Below are 19,128 nucleotides of genomic sequence, written 5' to 3' on the forward strand. Positions count from 1 at the left end.
TATCAAATAGGTAAGGAAGCCTCATGACATCAGAATACTTTCACTTTTTAAGCATTATCGGTGTAGCATTTTTTGCAATCTCTGGCACCTTACTGGGTCATGAAAAAAGTGTCGGTGGTTTTGGTGTGGTGGTGGTTGCCACGGTAACAGCAATAGGAGGTGGAACATTACGCGATATTTTGCTCAATAAGCCGGTCTTTTGGATAGCCCAACCAGATTATTTATATGCTACTTACATTGCCATTTTTGCCTCCATTTTATCGATTCGTCATTTACCCGATTTAAGTAACACCACCATGTTGTTAATGGATGCCGTAGGTATGGCAATTTTCAATATTATCGGTATAGAAAAGGCACTAATAGAAGGAGCTGATATGGTTGTTGCAATTACTATGGGCATGACCACCGGTATTTTTGGTGGCTTGATGCGCGATGTAATTTGCCGAGAAGTGCCTCTAGTTATGGGTGAAGAGCTTTATTCAACCGCTTGCTTATCGGGAGGGTTAACCTATGCTGCCTTATTCACCCTTGAGGTAAGCTATATTTGGTGCATTATTGGCGCATTTGCTGTGACGGTATTTTTAAGATTAGGCGCCATCCATTTTGGTTGGCAACCTAACCTGTTTCGTAAAAGCAGCTTTAAACGCTCTTAGCAGGTCATATAAATACACCCGTCGAGTGGCATGTCAGCTGGGTACTGGGTTTGTATAAAACCCAGTTTCTCATAGGCCGTTTTAGCAAGGGTATTGTGGGTATACACAAACAAAGACAAGCTATCGCACTGCAACTGCTGTTTACCCTGCTCTCCCAGTAAATTTATCAGCACTTTTGCAAGACCTTTGCCACGCTCGCTTGGCGCGATAACTAACCGCCCTAAATGACAACGCCCTTCACGTAAATAGTATTGACCAAACCCAAGCATCTGGCCATCGCCATTAACCAGCGCGTAGGAATTCAGCGCATCTAGGTTTAAATCTTTTTTAAAGCTTTGTGTATCAAATGGATATTTAAAAAATGGCCCTGACCAAATACGCAGTTCTGCCTCTGTGTTAAACCAACCCATTAACTCGTTGAGTTGGTCACTCGTTACTTTAACTAGCCTCATGTTTTAACCTATCGTATAAACCTGATGCACGAGTAACAGATTTATTCATTGCCATTAGCAATACATTTTTATCGGCCACCAGCTCAAATGTGGTTTTCGCGCGGGTGATCCCCGTGTAAACCAACTGTCTGTTAATCCCCTGATTAGCCTGTTTAATTGGCGGTAAAATCATCGCGGTGTAAGCAAACTCTGAGCCTTGCGACTTATGAATAGTCATTGCATATACTTTATCGTGAGCGGGTAAACGTGCTGGTGAAAAGGCACGAATGTTTTCTTGTTCATCAATAAACATGGCTTTTAACTGACCTTGCTCATCATGCATTAAAATACCTATGTCGCCATTAAACAGTTTTAACTGATAGTCGTTTTGGCTGATCATTATTGGCATACCCACATAGTGCCTTTGATATGGCGCAATTAAGCCTTGTTGAGTAAGTGCTTTTTCAATACGCTGATTAAGGCTATTTACTCCATAATCTCCCTCTCTGACGGCAGCTAGTAACTGATAATCCGCAAATGCTTTATGCACACTGGCTACACTTGCCCCTTGCTGGATAAGATGCAAATAATCGTGGTATTGCAAAGCCGCTTGCTGCACAAAATACTCAATCGGTTTACTGATTACACTGTAATTAAGTTTAAGGTCTTTAAAACCGCCTTGATTAATCGTTTGCTCAACGTAGCCCAGTAAGCCACTGTTATTGGTATTTACTGCTTGTGCTAATTGACCAATACCGCTGCTGCCATCAAAACGATAACTTTGCTGTAAAAACGCAATACAATCGTTAAGTACAAAATGGCTGCTCGCCGCGGGTATAGCGCTCTGATTATTAAAACAAACGCGATTAAGCTGCGCAGCTCTTTCACTGCTGTAATCAGGCATTTTGCCAAGCTCTAACCCTTGGCATAGGTCACTAAGAATACTGCCCGTATCAACCGAAGCTAATTGGTCTTTATCGCCAAGTAAAATAAGCCTTGCATGACTAGGTAGTGCTTCGATTAGTTTTGCCATAAGCGACAAATCAACCATCGATGCTTCATCAATAATCAGAACATCTAAATGCAGCGGGTTACGCTTGTTATGGCGAAACTTATTAGTATGCGGAATAACGCCAAGTAAGCGGTGAATCGTTTGCGCACTGTCTGGAATAAGTGGCGCGATATTCTCAGGGATCATACTGAGCTTTTGCTTCGCCCCTAAAATCGACTCGGTTAAACGAGCTGCCGCTTTACCTGTCGGTGCAACCAGCTTTATTGTTAGCGGTGCACTGGCATACAAAGATTGTAATATGGCTAGTAGCTTAGTTACCGTGGTGGTTTTACCGGTACCCGGGCCGCCAGTGATCACACTAAAGCCTTTTGTTGCAGCTATCGCACAGGCTACTTTTTGCCAGTTTAATGTTTTAATAGGATCGCTTGGATTGGTTGTATGTTCACTGTTTGGAAAATACACCTCAAGTAATGCCTTTAATGCAGCTTCATCAAGGGTGAGCTCTTTCGTTGCTAAATGATGTAAACGCGATGCCAGTGTGGTTTCGTACTCTGCCAAACGGGCAAAGTAAAGTTTATTAGCAAACAATAGCAGTGGCTTGTCGTCCCCTACGCACTCAGCATTCATTAGTCTATTAACGGCCTCAGTAAGACCAAATTCCATATCAAACGGCGTTAAAACCTCAGGGGCTGCGATACTGGCATCAGCTAAGCTTTGCTGTTTAATTTCAAACGGATTTTGCCAGTTTATATTAGCCAGCTCTAAACAGCTGTGCTGACTTTGCTGCGCTGCCGCAAGCAATAAAATCAGGTAAAAAACCTCACTGTGCGCTGTATCGTTATTCTCTATCAGTGTTTGTGAACCGGTTAAAAGCTCTGCGAGCTTAACATCAACCAAGCGAATACGTTTTGCCTCAAGCAAATAACTCAATAGAGGCTGAGTTTTAACTTCTATAGCAGGCAACGCTGAATCGTTTTCAACATGTTTCGTTGATTGTTCTGCTTGTTGATTTTTACTAGCCTGTTCATTACTGTTTGATTGCTTATTCATAGGCTCGTGGGGTTCATGATCATCAAAGCCGAATGTCATTTGACTCATAGCATGGCTCCTTGTGCGAATAAGCTATCAAGCTCAGATATTTGCTGTTTCGTTAGCTGATTAAAGTACACCCCTTGCCCTTCGCTCATACCACGTAAGAAGGTGTAGTAAACACCGCCTAAATGCGTGTCGCTATCGTAATCTTGAATACGTTGCTTTAATAAACGGTGTAGTGCCACGGTATAAATTAAATACTGCAAATGATACTGATGACTGGTCATAGCTTGCTCTAGTTGCTCATGTTGGTAGTCAGCCGCACTATTACCTAAAAAGTTCGATTTATAATCAAGAATATAATACTTACCCTGCCAGCAAAATATTAAATCTATAAAGCCTTTTAGTAAGCCTTGCACCTCACTAAAATCAAGCTGTCCTGGTAATTTAAAATGTTGCACCAACACTTGGTTAAGCTTATCGCTTGAAAGCGATAACAACGGTAAATTAAATTCCATTTCGACCAAACACGTATCAGGTTCAAGTACTGATAAACTAAGCCCTTTATCGTTTAATGGGCAGTTCAATGCTGCTAGGATCCACTGCTCTGTCATTTCCTGCCAGCTATCATCAATATGGTATTTTTCAAATAATTTTTTGATCACTTTATCAAGTGCATGGTCGTCTTGCTCAGTGGCTGGACGCTTTAACGCATAAGGGTCGGTAAAGTCCAATTGCTCAAATATTTCATGTAAACAACTACCCGGCTTTGCGCCTTTAGGAAAGCTGTAAGGTGTTATAGCATTTGCATTTTGGGCTAAAAACTCATCTTTTGCGTGGTCTTCATCACTGCGCCCAAGTTCAATGTGGTCAGTATGCTTTTTCAGCGTTAAGCTACTAAAGCTGGTTGAGCGCCAATCACGCTGGATCTCTGGTTTTACAGTATTTACTTTATAGACTTGTTCTCTGTCAGAACTGCCTAATCTTAGCTTTTCAAGCTCATCTGCTTGGGTAAATACCTCATAGTGCATGTGCGCTGAGCCATTACAAAATTCTTGTAACAATGCTCGCCATTCATCGCCCGATTTAACATCTAACCCTGCAAATAATACGTGGCCAATGCTAGTACTTTGAATGCCCGGACGAGCACTGCGACCTTGCGCAATGTTATACATCCCCACTGAGCAAAAATGCACGGCACGAGTCAGCGCCACATAGAGCAATCGTAAATCTTCGGCCAAGCGCTCTTGCTCTGCTTTTTGCATTGCATCATCACTTTTAGCAAGATCATAAATCAACTTACCGTCTTTATGATAAAGGGCTTCTTTGCTTTCGCGATAACCACAGGCAAACGGCATGAATACAATCGGGTACTCTAAGCCTTTTGAGGCGTGCATGGTGACAATTTTCACCAAATTAGCATCGCTTTCTAGGCGTACTTGCACCGCTTCACCATCTTGTTGACTGACTTTTTGTGCAAACCAACGCAGCAATCTATGGGTTCCCTCAAGCTCAATTTGCTTTTGCTGTAAAATTTCCCCTAAATGGCGGAAATCGGTAAGCCAGCGTTCAACATTGTAACCTAAGCCTTGCCAACGCGCTGCGAGTTGATTATGGCTTAATAAACGTTCGAGCATCGCCATGGCGCCTTGTTTATGCCAAATATGGGCAAGCTGAGCAAAAAAGTTTAGATGCTCTTGCCATGCACTTTCATTTTCGTGAAGTTCATAAATGCGGTTGTAGCTTAAGCAAAACAATGGCCCGGCAAGTACACCACGCAGTAATGACTCATCATACTGACCATGTAATGCTGTTAAAAAGTTAAGTAAATAGTGACTAAGCTCTTGGTTAAACACACTATCACGCGACAAATACACGCTGGCAATGGTAGCTTCTGCAAGTGCGGCTTTCATCAGCTGTGCTTCGTTTCGATCTCGCACTAACACACAGATATCGGCAGCAGTAAGTGGTTTTCCTGCAATAGTCGCATCGCCTGCATCAGCTTGCTTGAGTAGCTCAGTGATTTTTTTCGTATACTGCAAAGCTAATGCCTGTTGAGCCACCCCTTTGCTAGTTGGCTTGTTGTTCGCTTCTGCGTATTCATCAACAAAAACCGAAAATTCAAACGCTCTGGGCATTTCACCGTTTATTAAAAACGCTTTGTCTTGCTGTTTTCCTTTTGCATTAACCTTTTGAAATGGGATTGCGTCGTTGTAAATAAAGCTATTGTCATTTTTAGCAAATAAGCGGTTTACGCTATCAACAACCCCTTCACTTGAGCGGTAGTTGGTATCTAGGGTGTATTGTTTGTCCTCTGAAACAGCTTGTTTTGCGCCTATATAAGTAAAAATATCTGCACCACGGAAACCATAAATAGCCTGTTTAGGGTCGCCTATCATGGCAAGGGTGGTGTTTTTAATGCCATAAATGCGGCTAAAAATGCCATATTGAACGGGGTCGGTATCTTGGAATTCGTCAATCATGGCAACCGGAAACAAGGCGGCAATTTTTTCACTTAACGCTTTGCCTTGCTCACTTAAAAGCGCCTGATGCAAGTTACTTAATAAGTCATCAGGGGTGATCACGCCTTGCTCTTGCTTACGTTTAACTAATGCATTTGCCACCCATTTAGCAGCATATTGCACTATCGCAATATTCAATCCGTTGTTGATAAGGCTACTCAGTTTGGCCATTTCATCAAACTGAGCCACCATTGCATGACTAAGTAAACTGCCGTTTTTCTTGTAATTTGCAGGATCGTTTAAACTCTCTGAGCCCCATACTTCAAACGAGTATTTACTGGTACCAAATACAAAAAACAACTCATCATTGTTTAGGTATTCTTCAAGCGCTGCAAGGCTGTTTTTTCGACCTGGGGTTTTTGAGCCACTTAAATCAGATGCTTTTACAGCATTAATAAACTCACTCTCAAGGCACGCCTTTTTAAATGCCGGTACTTTTGCCACAAAGTTGTCGCGCGCTTGCCATATTTCATCAAGGTCATACTCGGGGGTAATTGTTGCCCCTTGTTTGTTGAGTAAACTCACTACCTGTGAATACAGTGATGCAGGCACTGGGAAAATATCGGTAATTGCTTGCGTGCGCTCTTTTGATTGTGGGTAGACAAAGGCACGCCAAAAGTCATTGAGGGTTTCTTGAATAAGCTCACGCTCATCTAAAATAAACTCTAAGTTAAACGCCACACCTGATTCAAAAGCATGTTGTTTCAGCATTCGCTGACAAAAGCCATGAATAGTGAATATAGCGGCTTCATCCATCGACTTTGCCGCGGCGTCTAACAAATCAAATGCCGCGTGTTTATCAGTCACCTCGTTAATCACTTGCTCAATCAGCTCATCATCGGGCTTTTTGCCAAGCAGAGCATCTCTGGCATTGATTATACGCGCCCGCACACGGTCTTTAATTTCTTGCGTTGCGGCCTCTGTGAAGGTCACCACCAGTATTTGCTCAACACTAAGCGGCGTATTCAATTGTTCATTTTCACCGGTCGCTTTTTGTAAGCCCAACAAATACCGTAAATACAAACCAGTGATGGTGTAAGTTTTACCCGTACCAGCACTGGCTTCAATAAGGCTTTGCCCACACAGCGCCATACTCATTGGATTAAGCGTTTGCATGATCTGCCTCCTGTGCTAATTCAACTAGTGGCGATAACAGCAGCTCGCTCCATTTAATAAACTCTTCTTCACAGTCTTTTAGGCTCTTTATGGTTAAACGAATATACGGGTTTTCGCCTTCACCCATGCCTATGTATTGCGGCGCGAATTTATTGTTTGCTTTGACCATATCTTTATCTGTTTTTATATACTCGTAGCCACTGACTGGGAAAAACGCCACTGGGCGAGTTAAAAGCGTTTCATAGAGCAAGAACCAATCGTTTAAATACTTGCGGGCATCGTCTTCTGACAAAGGTGAAAAACTAATTTGCTTGTCTAAACCAAGAATGAGGGTTTCAACTGACTGGCCCATTATTTGCGCCGCTAAATGATGCACAAAGCCCCTAATAACATCTTTTGCTTTAATACTGGCGGTGCGATAAAACACCTGTTTTTGACCATATATATGATTTAACCAACCTTCTAATCTGGTGTTGGCAATTTTAATCTTTACTTCAACGGGTAATGCTTCATCACCTTGAATATGAGCTTTTACTTGCCCTGCAAGAGCATCGACTCGGTGCTGCATACTTTCGAACACTAAGTCACCAACGTGTGCTTGCGGTAATTCACCACGCTGCATAATTTGCGCTTGGTTTAGAGGCATTTCTTGAATACTGGCTTCGAGAATTTCGTCTAGATAAAAGTAGCGACGTAACGCGTCTAAGCTAAACGGCTCTTCATCTTTAGCAATATCGTTAAATTGCGGCAAGCGTAAACCCAAGCTTTGCTGATAAAAGCTCTCGTGAGGCTGGCAAATACTGCGAATAAACTGACTTAACTCAACGCTACTTTCTGGCTGAACATTAAGCGCTTGCTGAGGCTCAGGATTGACACTTTGAGTTGGCATCCAAACAGGATTATAGCTATGTAATTGTGTTGCTAATGGTTTGTCTGCTTTTTGCTTATCATCAGTTTTCTCTGTCAGATAATAGGCTGGGTTGAATGGCTGTAAGTGCTGATAATTAATCAGCGCCTCTGGAAGCTTTAAGTCTGTTTCTTGATCTGCAAATTCAAAACTACGTGCTATGTATTCTAGCAGTTCGCTCACTAAGGTTGACGGCATTCTTGGTTGGTTATCAAAGCATGAGCGACCAATATAACTGATGTATAGATTCTCACGAGCACTTAAAATCGCTTCTAAAAACAGGTAACGGTCGTCGAGTTTACGAGAGCGGTCCCCTTTTTGGCGTTTTGAGTAAGGTACTAAGTCAAAACCAATTGGCTGAACTGTTCGCGGATAATCGGCATCATTTAAACCCAGCATACACACTACTTTAAATGGCACAGCCCGCATTGGCATCAAGGTACAAAAGTTAACTTGTCCCACTAAAAAGCGCTGCCCTACGCCTTTTTCTTGAATACCTTGTTTAACAAGGTAACTAACAATGCGCTGCGAAACGTTTTGTTGATAATCGCCATTTTCATAATGCTTGATCAGCGTATCAAGTACTTTTTGTAGAACTAATAAATCCCAGCTTTGCTCTCCTTCATCACTGTATACTTCACCTAATAACTCTTTTAGCGTTTCTGCTTTTTCATTGAGTGGTGCATCAGCTTGTAGCTTGGTTTTATAACGTGCCAGTACGTCAATAAATTCAATCAGTTTATTCAGCGTGTTTAGTGCCATGCCTTCCACTTCATCGGCACTGTAAATGCCCGAGAAAGGCAACTGTTCATCACGTTGTGCAACACCCAATAGCAAGCGGTTTAAACCGTGTTGCCAGGTATTTAAATCAATCGCAGGTAAGCCAAAACTGTCTTTGTGAGCTGCATCTAAGCCCCATTTTACGCCAACACGTTCAAGCCAAAAACCAATTTGCTCATATTCATGCGGTTCGAGATTAAATTTCTCGGCAATTTGCGTGACTTGCAGTAAATCAAGAATGTCAGACACACCAAAGCGTGAGTAAGGTAAATCGGCTAAACTTGCAAACGAGCTCAACACGGGCTTTTCTTGTTCTATAGCTAAATCAGCTAACGCATAAGGAATAAAGCGTCGCCCCTCTGCACCACCAAACACCGCTTCAATGTACGGGCTGTATGTGCCAACATCTGGCATCATTACAATAATATCTTTAGGTGTTAACTCTTTATTTTCATTAAATAAATTAAGCAAGTAATCGTGTAGTCGTTCTACTTCACGAAGTGGCGTGTGACAATCGCTAAGCACAATGCTGGTATCATCTGACTGAATTGGCAGTTTGCCTTCGTCATTGATGAACCATTCTTTATCAGGCGTTAGTGACTCACCCTTAAAGGCTAATTGGTAAATCTCAGACTGAATTTGTGATAACAAACTGTCATCAAAATCGTTATCGAATCCGTCAAGCCACTGCGCATCTAATTGCAGTAACTGCTCAAAATAGTCTCGGCCTAATTTACCCCACGATGAGAGTAACGGGTTACCGATAAAAAAGTACTCGTGATCAGGGTTTTTCGCACTGTCTTCAAGTGCTTGTAACTGCGGGCGTTTAGCATATTTAGCGGTAATTTTGGCTGCTGTTTTTTCATCGAGTGTATCGCCCCAGTAATGTTCACTAGGGTTAAAGAAAAACAAAAATACCTGCGTTTTTTTCGCAATGGCCTGAAACACTTCAAGCTGGCTACTCGCAATTGCAGAAATACCAAATAAACTAATACGCTCAGGTAATAGGCTTGCGTCCATTTTTTCAAGGGCTGCAAGGAGTTTGTCTTGCATATTTGCGCGGTGATATTGGCTTTGCCCTAATTCTTTACTATGCGCCACCAGCTTACGCCAAAGATCTGGTTGCCATGGTGCAATGCCTACATCAACATCATCAAGCTCATCGATGCCCTGCTCCCAAGTTGCAATCCAATTAGGACGATACATTAAATATTGGTCATAAACGTCGGCAATTTTCTCGCACAAGGCAAACGTTTTTTGCCCTTCAGTGTCACCATCTAAATAGGTTTTGAGTGGTAAATACAGCGGCTCATCAATGCAGTTTGGTAAAATCGCAAACAGCTTCCAAGCAAGGTTAGCTTTGTTATACGGTGATTCACTTGGTACATCGGGCAACAATTGCTGATAAAGCTGCCAAATAAAACTCGAAGGTAGCGGAAAATCAACCTGAGCAGCAATCCCTAAGTGTTCACTTAAGCCTATTTTTAGCCACTGCGACATACCCGGTGACTGCACAAGCACAATTTCTTTTTTAAAGGGGCTCGTTAATGGATTAACTTTAAGAAGAGCGTGAAACCGCGCTTGCAGTGCTTCCATGCGATTTGATTGAATTATATTCAGCACTTTACACTGTCCTTGCTTGAAACTAACTAATTGACACAGTGTAAGATATTTTAATTAGATGGGATAGAGAGAAATACCCGCAAACAGGGCTTAATCCATGTTTGCGGGTATTAGATGCGGGTATGCGCTGCAGGCAATATTTACTGGTATGGGCTTATCGTCGATAACGCGAACTCGGTGTGCATTATCTCATCACCCTTGATACCTTTAAGCGCAATGCGAATGGTAGGGTCTGCTTTTTGCCAATCAATTGTTAAATCGCCGTAGTTAACCTCATGAGTATAATCACCTACACGGTGTTTATTAGGGCTAACATCTTTCCACTTTTCTGTAAGTCCTGAGCTGGTCATCTCGTACAATGGGTAGTCAAGGTTTTGTTGATACTTTGACAGCTCACCCCAGTGGGTATCACCACTGACAATAATCACACCGTTTACTTTATGCTTTTTGATAAGCGCAAATAAGCGCTCACGATCAGCAGGATAATTAGCCCATGACTCCCAACCTGTAAAATCAGCCAATAGCTGTAAGCTTGATGCAATGATTTTTATCTTTTCATCAGACTTGAGCTCTTGTTCGAGCCATTGCCATTGGTTTTCACCTAGCATAGAGGCATTTTTATCGGTTGTTGGGCTATAAGGCCCTTGTTTTGCGGGTTTTCGTTCAAGTTGATAGGTCTTCGCCGATACATGATTTAAAGGCGCGCGATTAAAACGTAAGTCAGGCATGATGACTTTTACAGTTTGCTCACCTTCGCCGTAAGTGTACGAGGTGTAAATGCCATCTTCACGAGTTCTACGAGCTGAATCCGCTGGCTCTTGCCAAAAGTCGAGCATAATTTTTCGTGACTGCTGTTTTTTTGGGTATTCGCTGCCAGCGTCATTTTCGCCATAATCATGATCATCCCACATGGCAATTATTGGCGTATTCGCACGTAATGTTTTAAAGCCCGGCTTTTGCCCTAAGCGTTGATATTTATCTGCAAGCACCGACATATCTTCGGTATCACCATAAATATTATCGCCAAGGAACATAAATAGATCGGCTTGCTCTTTGTTAATAGCATCAAAAATAGGAATTTGCTTGTCTTGATGGCCACACGAGCCAAACAAAATTTTACTTGGCGCGGCAATCGCACTCACACTACTAACCAGCATTAACCCTGATAAGGCGCTTCTAAAAAAGCTAAGTGTAAAACTCATTTTAAGATCTCCTTAATCGGCGCTGCCATTTTCGGGTTAACTTGCTGACTGTTGACGCCTAAAATGCTCAGTACAGTTGCAGCCACTTGCGCTTGTTTGAGCTCATTGTTTGGCTTAATTAAGCCAGTTGCTTTTATATCTGGGCCAATTGCCGCTAGCCAAATATGCTCAGAGCCAACAATGCCGTTTGGAAAACGTTGCTTACCTTGCTCTGAACGTGCCAAAGCACGCTTCGAACTATGATGTTGCCAATCATCAGCATGGCTGCCACGGCCATGATCGGTAGTAATAATCAATGTGGTATTGTCTTTATAGCCGGGCGTTTGTTGTATTGTTTGCCAAAGGTCACTAATAAACGCATCACTTTGCTTAGCTGATTTTAGATAGGCATCGTATTTACCGTTATGGGCAAAGTCATCGGTTTCCCCCAAGCTAATAACAAGCAAACGCGGCTGTTTATTTAATAAATATTGTTTGGCAAATCGGTAGGTAAAGCTGTCGAGGCGAACATTGTGCCAAGGACTCGGAATTTCGCTTTGCATTTGGTTTAGTAAACTAACCTCCTCTGATTTCACCGCATCAAAGGATTCAAAGCCAGCATTAACAAAAACCTTACTTCGCTCGCGGTTTACAATGTAAGGAAACACATCCCAGCTGCCAAAAAGTGCGGTTTTACCTTTAAATTCAGGCTGAGTATTTAAACTCTCTAAAATGGTTTTATTCGGGTTAGAAACTTTATCGTTACTATCGATATTTTCATCTACAATGCCGGTTAAAATTTCACTGTAACCTGGGTATGAGAAGTACCATGGGTTACTTACCGACATCAATGAACCTTGAGTTCTATCGCCAATCAAAACGCCCTGCTTTGCCAATGTGTCACTAAAAAATGGCATTAACGCTTTAGTTCGCCGTGCTTGGTCATTTCGCCAAAAAAGCGCCTTTAGTTCATCTGTATCTTCTACAAAATCACTGTTATTAATTAAATTTTTATCTGCCCCAGAGAACACTTCTTGCCAGCGAAGCCCATCAAGAGTTACAAGCACAACATTGTCAGCAGCTTTACTGCTTAAGCTTAATAGTGATGCTGCAACCACTGCTGTGGCTAAAATTAATTTTTTCATATTTCACCTGCAAAAAAGCCCACCAAAGATGGGCTGTTTAAAACGTTAGCTTATTATTTAAAACTGCGCTGTAAGTGTTAAAGCCGCAGTACGTGGTGCACCAATAAAGTAGGTTGAACCATTACCTGTGCCACCTGCTAGGTATGATTTATCAAACAGGTTATTCACCACAAATGCAAGGTCGAGTGATTTGAATACACCTGAATCAAGGCTAGTGTTATAACCAATGTTTAAATCAACCAAGGTGTAGCCATCAACCTTGTTTCGCGAACGGGTTTGTTCATCAGTCCATGCACCTAAACGCTCACCTGTGTATTTAGCCGATAAACCAAAGCGGAAATCACCACTGTAATAGTCTGCCGATACCACAAATAAATCTTGTGCCGAGTCAATGACTTCATCACCCGCTTTGAAGCTTGCAGATGCTTCCTCAAGTAACTCACCATCACTGTTGTAAGCACTTGGATCGTTCGATTGATACTCAGAGTTATTGTACGTATAAGATGTGTAAAGGTTCCATTTGTTAGTCAGCATATAACTTGCTGATAGCTCAACACCCGTTGACTCAATACCACCTACATTGATGTAAGATCCGTTCGTGCCAATGGTATAATCAATACCATCTGTATCACTGCCCGGGGCAATAAAGGTAATACGGTTATCAAACTCAATGCTATAAGCTGTTGCTGTTAAGCGTAAACGGTCATCACTGTAACGTACACCTAGGTCGATGTTTTCAGCTGTTTCAGGTTCAATCTCGGTCAGTGTCGAGGAATCACGTTCAAGTACACCATCTTTAATTGCCGCAAAGTTTTCGCTGTAGCTGCTAAATAGCTCTGTGCTTGCTGATAGCTGATACAACACACCACCGCTAAACAGTACGTCTGAATCACTGTCGATTTTATCTGAGTATTCATCTTCAAAATGGTTATAACGCTGAAGCTCAACAAGGTACTGTTTAGCACCTAAATTAAGTGTGAAATCACCTAAACTGATTGAGTCTTGCACATACCATTTAAAAGTATCCGTTTCGAAGGTGTTTTTGTACTGAGTCCAATATGGCGTATGATCAAAATGATGATAGATACGGGCATCAATCACTTTATGCCAATCTCGTGATTCATCACGATCTGTTTGTTCAAACCAAAAGCCAGCTTCAATGTCATGATTGCCAAGAGTAACTTGGTACTCGCCAGTCATACCTAAGCGGTCTTTTTTGTAGTGAGTATGACGATAAGACATAACCGGAATGGCATCATCAGGGTAACAGGCCGGGTTTAAGCCTGGGCCTGAAGCCCATGGCCATTCTAAACTTGCCGTACAACCTGCTGCAGGTGCAAGTGGGTTGCCATCGCTGTCGGTAAAGCCGTAGCTGCCAGCATTTTCACCACCAATTGATGTTGGGTTGCCATCACCATTAACAGGTGACGTTAAATAAGGCGGAATCCAATCACCACGACCCGAGTTTTTATGGTAATAAGGCGATAAGCTTAAGTTTGAAGTGGCACTTAACGCGTAATCAAACTTTACATAAGCAAGGGTATTTTCGCGTAATGTACCCCAGCCCTCAGCAAACATTTGATCAAAATGAGGCACACCGGTCCAATTCCATGTTAAACGATCCCAATCAGGGTTTTGTTCAAATTCGCTAATGCTGATGCTGTTATAGTTAATTTCGTGAACATCATCATACGAAACACGACCTGTTATTGTCAGGTCGCTAAAGTCCGATACAAATTTAGCCTCAATGTGCTGATTGTCCTTACCGCCATTGCTGCCATCACCAATCCAACGGCTAGTATCTGTTTGCGAGTAGCTGATATAGGCTTGCGTGTTATCGAACACCGTGCCGGTTTCATGTTTAACAAAGTAGCGGCTAGCATTGTGATCGCCTGTAGTGTAAGCAAACGTGGTGCTTTGCTCTGTACTCGGTTGTGCACTCACAAAATTAAAAGTACCGCCTAGCGCTTCTAGTGATGCAGAGGCAATATCAGAAGTACCTTGCCCTACCTCAACAGTTGCTAAATTTTCACTATCTAGATAACGATTTGCTTTTGCACCGCCACCATAGTTAGAACCACCATTAGGAATACCATCAATGGTCATACCTAATTGCTGCTGATTACCATCAATACTAAAACCACGCATAGTAATAGTGGTTGACCAATCGTCACCACCAAATGCATCACCTTCGTTGATGCTAATACCCGGTAGGTTATCAATTACGGCTAACACACTTGATACTGAACTTTGTTGCTCAAGCATGGCAGGTTCGATGACGTTATTGGCATAACTGGTTGGCTTTGCAACCACCGTAATTTCTTCAATTTCGTTATTCGTGTTTGCATTTGCTGATGTTGCTAAAAGCGTTGCTATTAAAAGGCTTAGCTTTGTTTTTTTAGTTACTGTGCTCATTGTTTTTCCAAGGTTACGTATTTGTAAGCGGGCACAGTATGCAGAGTGCGTATGACATTTAGGGTCAAAATTTTTGACACAATAATTAAAAAATTAATGCATTTAGATGGCAGATTTAAGACTTAACTGATTAATAAATAAGAAAGTATTAGAAAAGCGCCCAATTAAACTAACAGGACGCTTTTTGGTTGGATAATGTTATTAGGTGTTTTAAATCAATTCAGCCAGCATTTCTTCACTGTATGGTGTTAATTGCTCACCATTTTTAACTTTGCTGATGTAATCCGGATTCGCAATAAATGGACGACCAATCGCAATTAAGTCAAATTGGTTGTTATCGATAGCTTGATTAGCTGACTCAAAGGTATAGCTCCCTACACCGACTAAAGTACCTTTGTATGCACCGCGCATATATTCAGACGTTGTTTTATTGTCTAAGCTTTCAAAGCGCATGCTGTCATCAAAAATTCCAGCATGTAAGTAAGCAAGTTTACGTGTTTCCAGCGCTGATAATAAATAATCAAATACAGCTTTATCACCTTCGCTTTCAGTCATATTAAAATACGCACCAGGCGATAAGCGTAATGCTGTTTTATCTGCACCAATTGCTGCAATCACTGCATCGACGACCTCTAGGGCAAAACGTGACATGTTTTCTGGTGTTTGACCATATTGGTCTTCACGTTGGTTTGCAGCAAAATGTAAGAATTGATCAATCAAGTAACCATTTGCACCATGAATTTCAACGCCGTCAAAACCCGCTTCAATGGCGTTTTCGGCCGCTTTTGCGTAATCAGCAATTAAACCTTGGATGTCTTCAATAGTGGCAGGTTTTGGTGTAACGTAAGTCAGCTCACGCATTCTTGGTACCGACCCTTCAACGCCGATTGCAGATGGTGCCAGTACATCACCTCCAAAGAAATGTGGGTGAGCCACTCGCCCTACATGCCAAAGTTGAGCAAACATTTTGCCACCTTTAGCGTGCACAGCATCCGTGACCTTTTTCCAACCTTGAATTTGCTCACTGGTAAATAGGCCCGGTGTGTTTGGGTAACCTTGGGCATCTGGACGAATAATGGTTGCTTCACTAATAATTAAACCGGCATCGGCACGGCGCGCATAGTAATCAGCCATCGCTTGGGTTGGCACTAGGTTATCGTCACTCATACAGCGAGTAAGCGGTGCCATTAGTACGCGGTTTTGTAATTCGATACTGTCATTTAACTTAAACGAAGAAAGTAAATCGGTTTTCATGGTTCTATCCTTATCTTGAACATACATTCAAGATAAGGGCGATATAAACTAACTTCAAGGTTTATTTTGAATAATCGTTCAAGATTACGTAAACTTCAATTGTAAATAATAGGAGCATTAATGAGAACTGCTGAATTTGATACTGAATTTGTACTTCGCCAAGCTATGCATGCGTTCATGCAATTTGGCTATGCAAAGACCAGTATGCAAAAATTAAAGGAAGTGACTCATCTTCACCCAGGCTCTATATATGCCGCTTATGGCAATAAAAAAGGTTTGTTTTTGGCTGCCACCGAGCAGTATCAAAAAGATAGAAACCAACAATTTACGGCACTTTTTAATGATCAACAGTCAGTGTTATCAACCCTCAAACATTACCTGACTGTGATTGTTGATGAATGTATTGAAGGTGAAGTTGCCAAGGTGTGCTTACTTACAAAGAGTATTTCTGAGGTTGAAGGCAACGACCCACAAATTTGCAATGTGCTACGTGGTAATTTAAACGCATACGAGCATGCCCTCGCACAGCAAATTCAAAAGGCCCTTGATAATAACGAATTTGCAAGTAGCAAGTCAGCTCAGCAACTGGCACGCTTTTTAGTCATGGGCATATACGGTATTCGTACCTATGCGCTGACAAATCAAGACCCAAAATCTCTGCAACAACTTGCTGACGATCTATTTGCTGCATTAGTAAATTAATTTAGCTAATAACTTTACTTGTCATATTAATTTATCACCTTATGATTAAGGTGTAGCTGTGTATAACTAAAAGAGTGAGCCTGTCATGAATAATGCAACTGCCAAACGTGTTGAAACTGAATTTGATGCTGTACTCGCCTTAGGCGCTAAGAAACGACTCGCTTATATGTTTGAAACGGTTCAAGAGTTTAAACAAGTGTGGATCCTCAATGATGAGCATGGCTGTGTGATGCTCTCTAATGAAGACGATGACTGCGTGCCTGTATGGCCTAGTCGCGAATTCGCGCAAAGCTGGGCAACCGGTGAGTGGCAAGACTGTACGCCAAAAGCCATTCCAGTCAAAGACTGGTTAAGTCGCTGGACTTCGGGACTCGAACAAGATGATTTATTGATTGCTGTGTTTCCGACAGAGCAAGATGACGGCACGATTTTATTCCCCGATGAATTTGACTCACAACTAAGAATGCCAAAAAGACGTTTTTAAACTAAGAGAGCCATGTGCTCTCTTTTTTTATGCTGTTTGGTGCTGTCGTATAGCCGAAATATCTTTTATGGGGGGTTTACCAAAAAAGCGCGTGTACTCACGACTAAATTGAGATGGACTTTCATAGCCTACTTTTAGTGCTGCAGAACCAACATCAATTCGTTCATTCAACATTAATTGCCTTGCCGCTTGCAACCGCAAGTTTTTTACGTATTGCAACGGGCTCATCTTTACCACATCACGAAAGTGCAACCTAAATGTCGAAGGACTCATGTGTGCATCACGAGCCAAATCATCTATTGAAAATTGACTAGTAAAGTTTTCTTTTAACCAACACAATGTTTTCGCAATTTTCTGGTGCGCAGAGCCAGACATCACAATTTGCCTTAAATACGGACTATGAGGACTATTTAACAATCGCAATACAATTTCTTTTTTAATAAGTGGCGCAAGATTAGCTTTTAATTGAGGTTCATTGTCTAGATTGAGAAGCCGATGAAGTGCATCAAGCAAGCCATTATCTGTGTCAACCACAGACATTGCTTGGTGTTTAGGGAACTTGTCTTGCCCTGTAAATTCCATTTCAGCAACGATGTGGCTGATTTCATGAACATCTAAGCGTAAATAAAGGCCATAAAACGGCTGCTCTTTACTGGCACGAGTAATATGCGACGCAACAGGCACATCGACTGATGTTACCAATGATTGGCCGTCAGTGTAATCATAACTATGCTCACCTAGCACAACTCGTTTTGCACCTTGCAAACTAATACCAAGTCCTAATTCATACACGCAGGCCATCGGTAATGAAACTTCGCTTCGTCTGAACACTAATAACTCTGGAATAGATGTTTCAAAACTACCATCTTCTATCGCTATCGCTTTCACTGTTTCAATTAATGCCTGACGCATTTAGATTACCTCTTAAATATACTCAATTAAGTGTATCACCGTAAATTAAGGTTAGGACCATTTAAGGTAACAGTTCGTTGTTTTAGGCAAAAATTAAATCATTTATGGCAAGCAGAAACCGCCATGATCAACCATAATGTATTTTCAAATTTTCGATTGCATGCTCTTTGCAATCAGCTTCTACTGCAAAACCTCAATATATTCAATACCTAAAATCAAAAGAGAAATTATGAACTTAAACAACACGGATTTATTTGTGTTTGTCGCGATCGCTGCTTTGGTCACCGTTCATGACAAGCCTTTGTTAAAACGAGCATGTCAGCACGCACTTAATGATGGCGTATCAATGCAAGTGTTATGTGATATTTTACCGCATATTAGTGTGTATTCTGGGGTGCCAAAATCGTTAATGGCACTAGAGGTTTTAAAATCAGTTGATGATATTCAAGGTTCAAATGCATTGGTAATCAAACGCACAGAGCAACAACTAAAAACAGCGCTCACATTTGGCCAGCTTCCGTTTGGTTTAGACCAGCAAAACAACAGGGTATGTGAGCTTGCCTCTTTAGGCGCATTATTTGCGTTAGAGGATGCCAGCAGCTTAGTTAGCGAGCAACTTAAACGCTGCGTATTACTAGGCTATAGTCGTGCGCAACTTGAATTATTAGTGATAGAGCTTGCCAGAAAGGTCAGCAGCAATATAGCCATGCGGGCCAAGTGTAATCTCGAAAAGCACTTTGCTATGGTGGGGTAAATTTAAGAAATGGCGGTGACGGAGAGATTCGAACTCTCGACTGACATCAAAAAAATAAAAGCCTTTTAACTCACAAACTTAAATATATAGCACCTCAAGCTTTTGTACCAGATATTTGTATCATTTAGAAAGAGTTATTGTAAGGTTTTCATAGATTCATGTTAGAGTTCATATAGTTAAAAATAATTACTAAAACAAGGAAGTG

The 19,128-nt window shown here is 41.7% G+C and carries 13 protein-coding genes and 1 tRNA gene; 4 read left to right on the forward strand and 10 right to left on the reverse strand.

Features of this window, described 5'->3' with window-relative positions; translation table 11 throughout:
• The first annotated feature begins 23 nt into the window (after positions 1-23).
• Positions 24-653 carry a trimeric intracellular cation channel family protein gene (locus tag EVU92_RS13680; RefSeq protein ID WP_130051689.1) on the forward strand — a complete coding sequence of 210 codons (630 nt, stop codon included), beginning with the start codon at positions 24-26 and terminating at the stop codon, positions 651-653.
• Here the strand turns inward: EVU92_RS13680 and EVU92_RS13685 are convergent.
• The 8 genes from EVU92_RS13685 to EVU92_RS13720 all read right to left on the reverse strand — a co-directional run bounded on the left by EVU92_RS13685 (position 650) and on the right by EVU92_RS13720 (position 16,071).
• Positions 650-1,105, reverse strand: a complete 456-nt coding sequence (locus EVU92_RS13685) for a GNAT family N-acetyltransferase (RefSeq protein ID WP_130051690.1) — start codon at positions 1,103-1,105, stop codon at positions 650-652. The two genes, EVU92_RS13680 and EVU92_RS13685, sit on opposite strands and share 4 nt — an antisense overlap.
• Positions 1,092-3,194, reverse strand: coding sequence for an exodeoxyribonuclease V subunit alpha (gene recD / locus EVU92_RS13690; RefSeq protein ID WP_240701319.1), 2,103 nt, complete (start codon positions 3,192-3,194; stop codon positions 1,092-1,094). Before recD ends, EVU92_RS13685 begins: the two co-directional genes overlap by 14 nt.
• Positions 3,191-6,766 carry an exodeoxyribonuclease V subunit beta gene (recB, locus tag EVU92_RS13695; protein WP_130051691.1) on the reverse strand — a complete coding sequence of 1,192 codons (3,576 nt, stop codon included), beginning with the start codon at positions 6,764-6,766 and terminating at the stop codon, positions 3,191-3,193. Before recB ends, recD begins: the two co-directional genes overlap by 4 nt.
• Positions 6,753-10,076, reverse strand: a complete 3,324-nt coding sequence (gene recC, locus EVU92_RS13700) for an exodeoxyribonuclease V subunit gamma (protein WP_130051692.1) — start codon at positions 10,074-10,076, stop codon at positions 6,753-6,755. The genes recB and recC overlap by 14 nt, the downstream gene beginning before the upstream one ends.
• A gap of 140 nt (positions 10,077-10,216) precedes the next feature.
• A complete protein-coding gene (locus EVU92_RS13705; protein WP_233786805.1) occupies positions 10,217-11,233 on the reverse strand; it encodes an alkaline phosphatase D family protein in 1,017 nt (338 codons plus the stop codon).
• Between the two features lie 41 nt (positions 11,234-11,274).
• Positions 11,275-12,402, reverse strand: coding sequence for an alkaline phosphatase family protein (locus EVU92_RS13710; RefSeq protein ID WP_130051694.1), 1,128 nt, complete (start codon positions 12,400-12,402; stop codon positions 11,275-11,277).
• A 57-nt stretch (positions 12,403-12,459) separates the two neighbouring features.
• Positions 12,460-14,817 carry a TonB-dependent receptor gene (locus EVU92_RS13715; protein WP_130051695.1) on the reverse strand — a complete coding sequence of 786 codons (2,358 nt, stop codon included), beginning with the start codon at positions 14,815-14,817 and terminating at the stop codon, positions 12,460-12,462.
• A 210-nt stretch (positions 14,818-15,027) separates the two neighbouring features.
• The gene (locus tag EVU92_RS13720) at positions 15,028-16,071 is read right to left on the reverse strand and encodes an alkene reductase (protein WP_130051696.1); all 1,044 of its coding nucleotides are present in this window, start codon (positions 16,069-16,071) and stop codon (positions 15,028-15,030) included.
• Positions 16,072-16,191: 120 nt separating this feature from the next.
• Here EVU92_RS13720 and EVU92_RS13725 point away from each other — a divergent pair, with 120 nt between their 5' ends.
• Together EVU92_RS13725 and EVU92_RS13730 are read left to right on the forward strand one after the other, a co-directional pair.
• Positions 16,192-16,773 (forward strand): TetR/AcrR family transcriptional regulator, encoded by a 582-nt coding sequence (locus EVU92_RS13725; protein WP_130051697.1) that lies wholly within the window; start codon positions 16,192-16,194, stop codon positions 16,771-16,773.
• 85 nt (positions 16,774-16,858) lie between these two features.
• Positions 16,859-17,257: a DUF2750 domain-containing protein gene (locus tag EVU92_RS13730; RefSeq protein ID WP_130051698.1), complete on the forward strand. Its 399-nt coding sequence runs from the start codon at positions 16,859-16,861 to the stop codon at positions 17,255-17,257.
• Between the two features lie 27 nt (positions 17,258-17,284).
• Here the strand turns inward: EVU92_RS13730 and EVU92_RS13735 are convergent, their stop codons facing one another.
• Positions 17,285-18,169, reverse strand: a complete 885-nt coding sequence (locus EVU92_RS13735) for an AraC family transcriptional regulator (protein ID WP_130051699.1) — start codon at positions 18,167-18,169, stop codon at positions 17,285-17,287.
• Between the two features lie 229 nt (positions 18,170-18,398).
• On the opposite strand from EVU92_RS13735, the gene EVU92_RS13740 reads away from it, so the two are divergent.
• The gene (locus EVU92_RS13740) at positions 18,399-18,923 is read left to right on the forward strand and encodes a hypothetical protein (RefSeq protein WP_130051700.1); all 525 of its coding nucleotides are present in this window, start codon (positions 18,399-18,401) and stop codon (positions 18,921-18,923) included.
• 10 nt (positions 18,924-18,933) lie between these two features.
• On the opposite strand, the gene EVU92_RS21620 is transcribed toward EVU92_RS13740, so the two are convergent.
• Positions 18,934-19,017, reverse strand: a tRNA-Ser gene (locus EVU92_RS21620).
• Positions 19,018-19,128: the final 111 nt, after the last annotated feature.

The sequence above is a fragment of the Pseudoalteromonas sp. MEBiC 03485 genome, from assembly GCF_004195145.1.
Classification (GTDB): domain Bacteria; phylum Pseudomonadota; class Gammaproteobacteria; order Enterobacterales; family Alteromonadaceae; genus Pseudoalteromonas; species Pseudoalteromonas apostichopi.

Coding starts and splice junctions, on each gene's coding strand:
- EVU92_RS13725 (WP_130051697.1), top strand. CDS start 16,192: ATGAGAACTGCTGAATTTGATACTGAATTTGTACTTCGCCAAGCTATG.
- EVU92_RS13740 (WP_130051700.1), top strand. CDS start 18,399: ATGAACTTAAACAACACGGATTTATTTGTGTTTGTCGCGATCGCTGCT.
- recB (WP_130051691.1), bottom strand. CDS start 6,766: ATGCAAACGCTTAATCCAATGAGTATGGCGCTGTGTGGGCAAAGCCTT.
- EVU92_RS13720 (WP_130051696.1), bottom strand. CDS start 16,071: ATGAAAACCGATTTACTTTCTTCGTTTAAGTTAAATGACAGTATCGAA.
- EVU92_RS13710 (WP_130051694.1), bottom strand. CDS start 12,402: ATGAAAAAATTAATTTTAGCCACAGCAGTGGTTGCAGCATCACTATTA.
- recD (WP_240701319.1), bottom strand. CDS start 3,194: ATGAGTCAAATGACATTCGGCTTTGATGATCATGAACCCCACGAGCCT.
- EVU92_RS13680 (WP_130051689.1), top strand. CDS start 24: ATGACATCAGAATACTTTCACTTTTTAAGCATTATCGGTGTAGCATTT.
- EVU92_RS13735 (WP_130051699.1), bottom strand. CDS start 18,169: ATGCGTCAGGCATTAATTGAAACAGTGAAAGCGATAGCGATAGAAGAT.
- EVU92_RS13705 (WP_233786805.1), bottom strand. CDS start 11,233: ATGCTGGTTAGTAGTGTGAGTGCGATTGCCGCGCCAAGTAAAATTTTG.
- EVU92_RS13685 (WP_130051690.1), bottom strand. CDS start 1,105: ATGAGGCTAGTTAAAGTAACGAGTGACCAACTCAACGAGTTAATGGGT.
- EVU92_RS13715 (WP_130051695.1), bottom strand. CDS start 14,817: ATGAGCACAGTAACTAAAAAAACAAAGCTAAGCCTTTTAATAGCAACG.
- EVU92_RS13730 (WP_130051698.1), top strand. CDS start 16,859: ATGAATAATGCAACTGCCAAACGTGTTGAAACTGAATTTGATGCTGTA.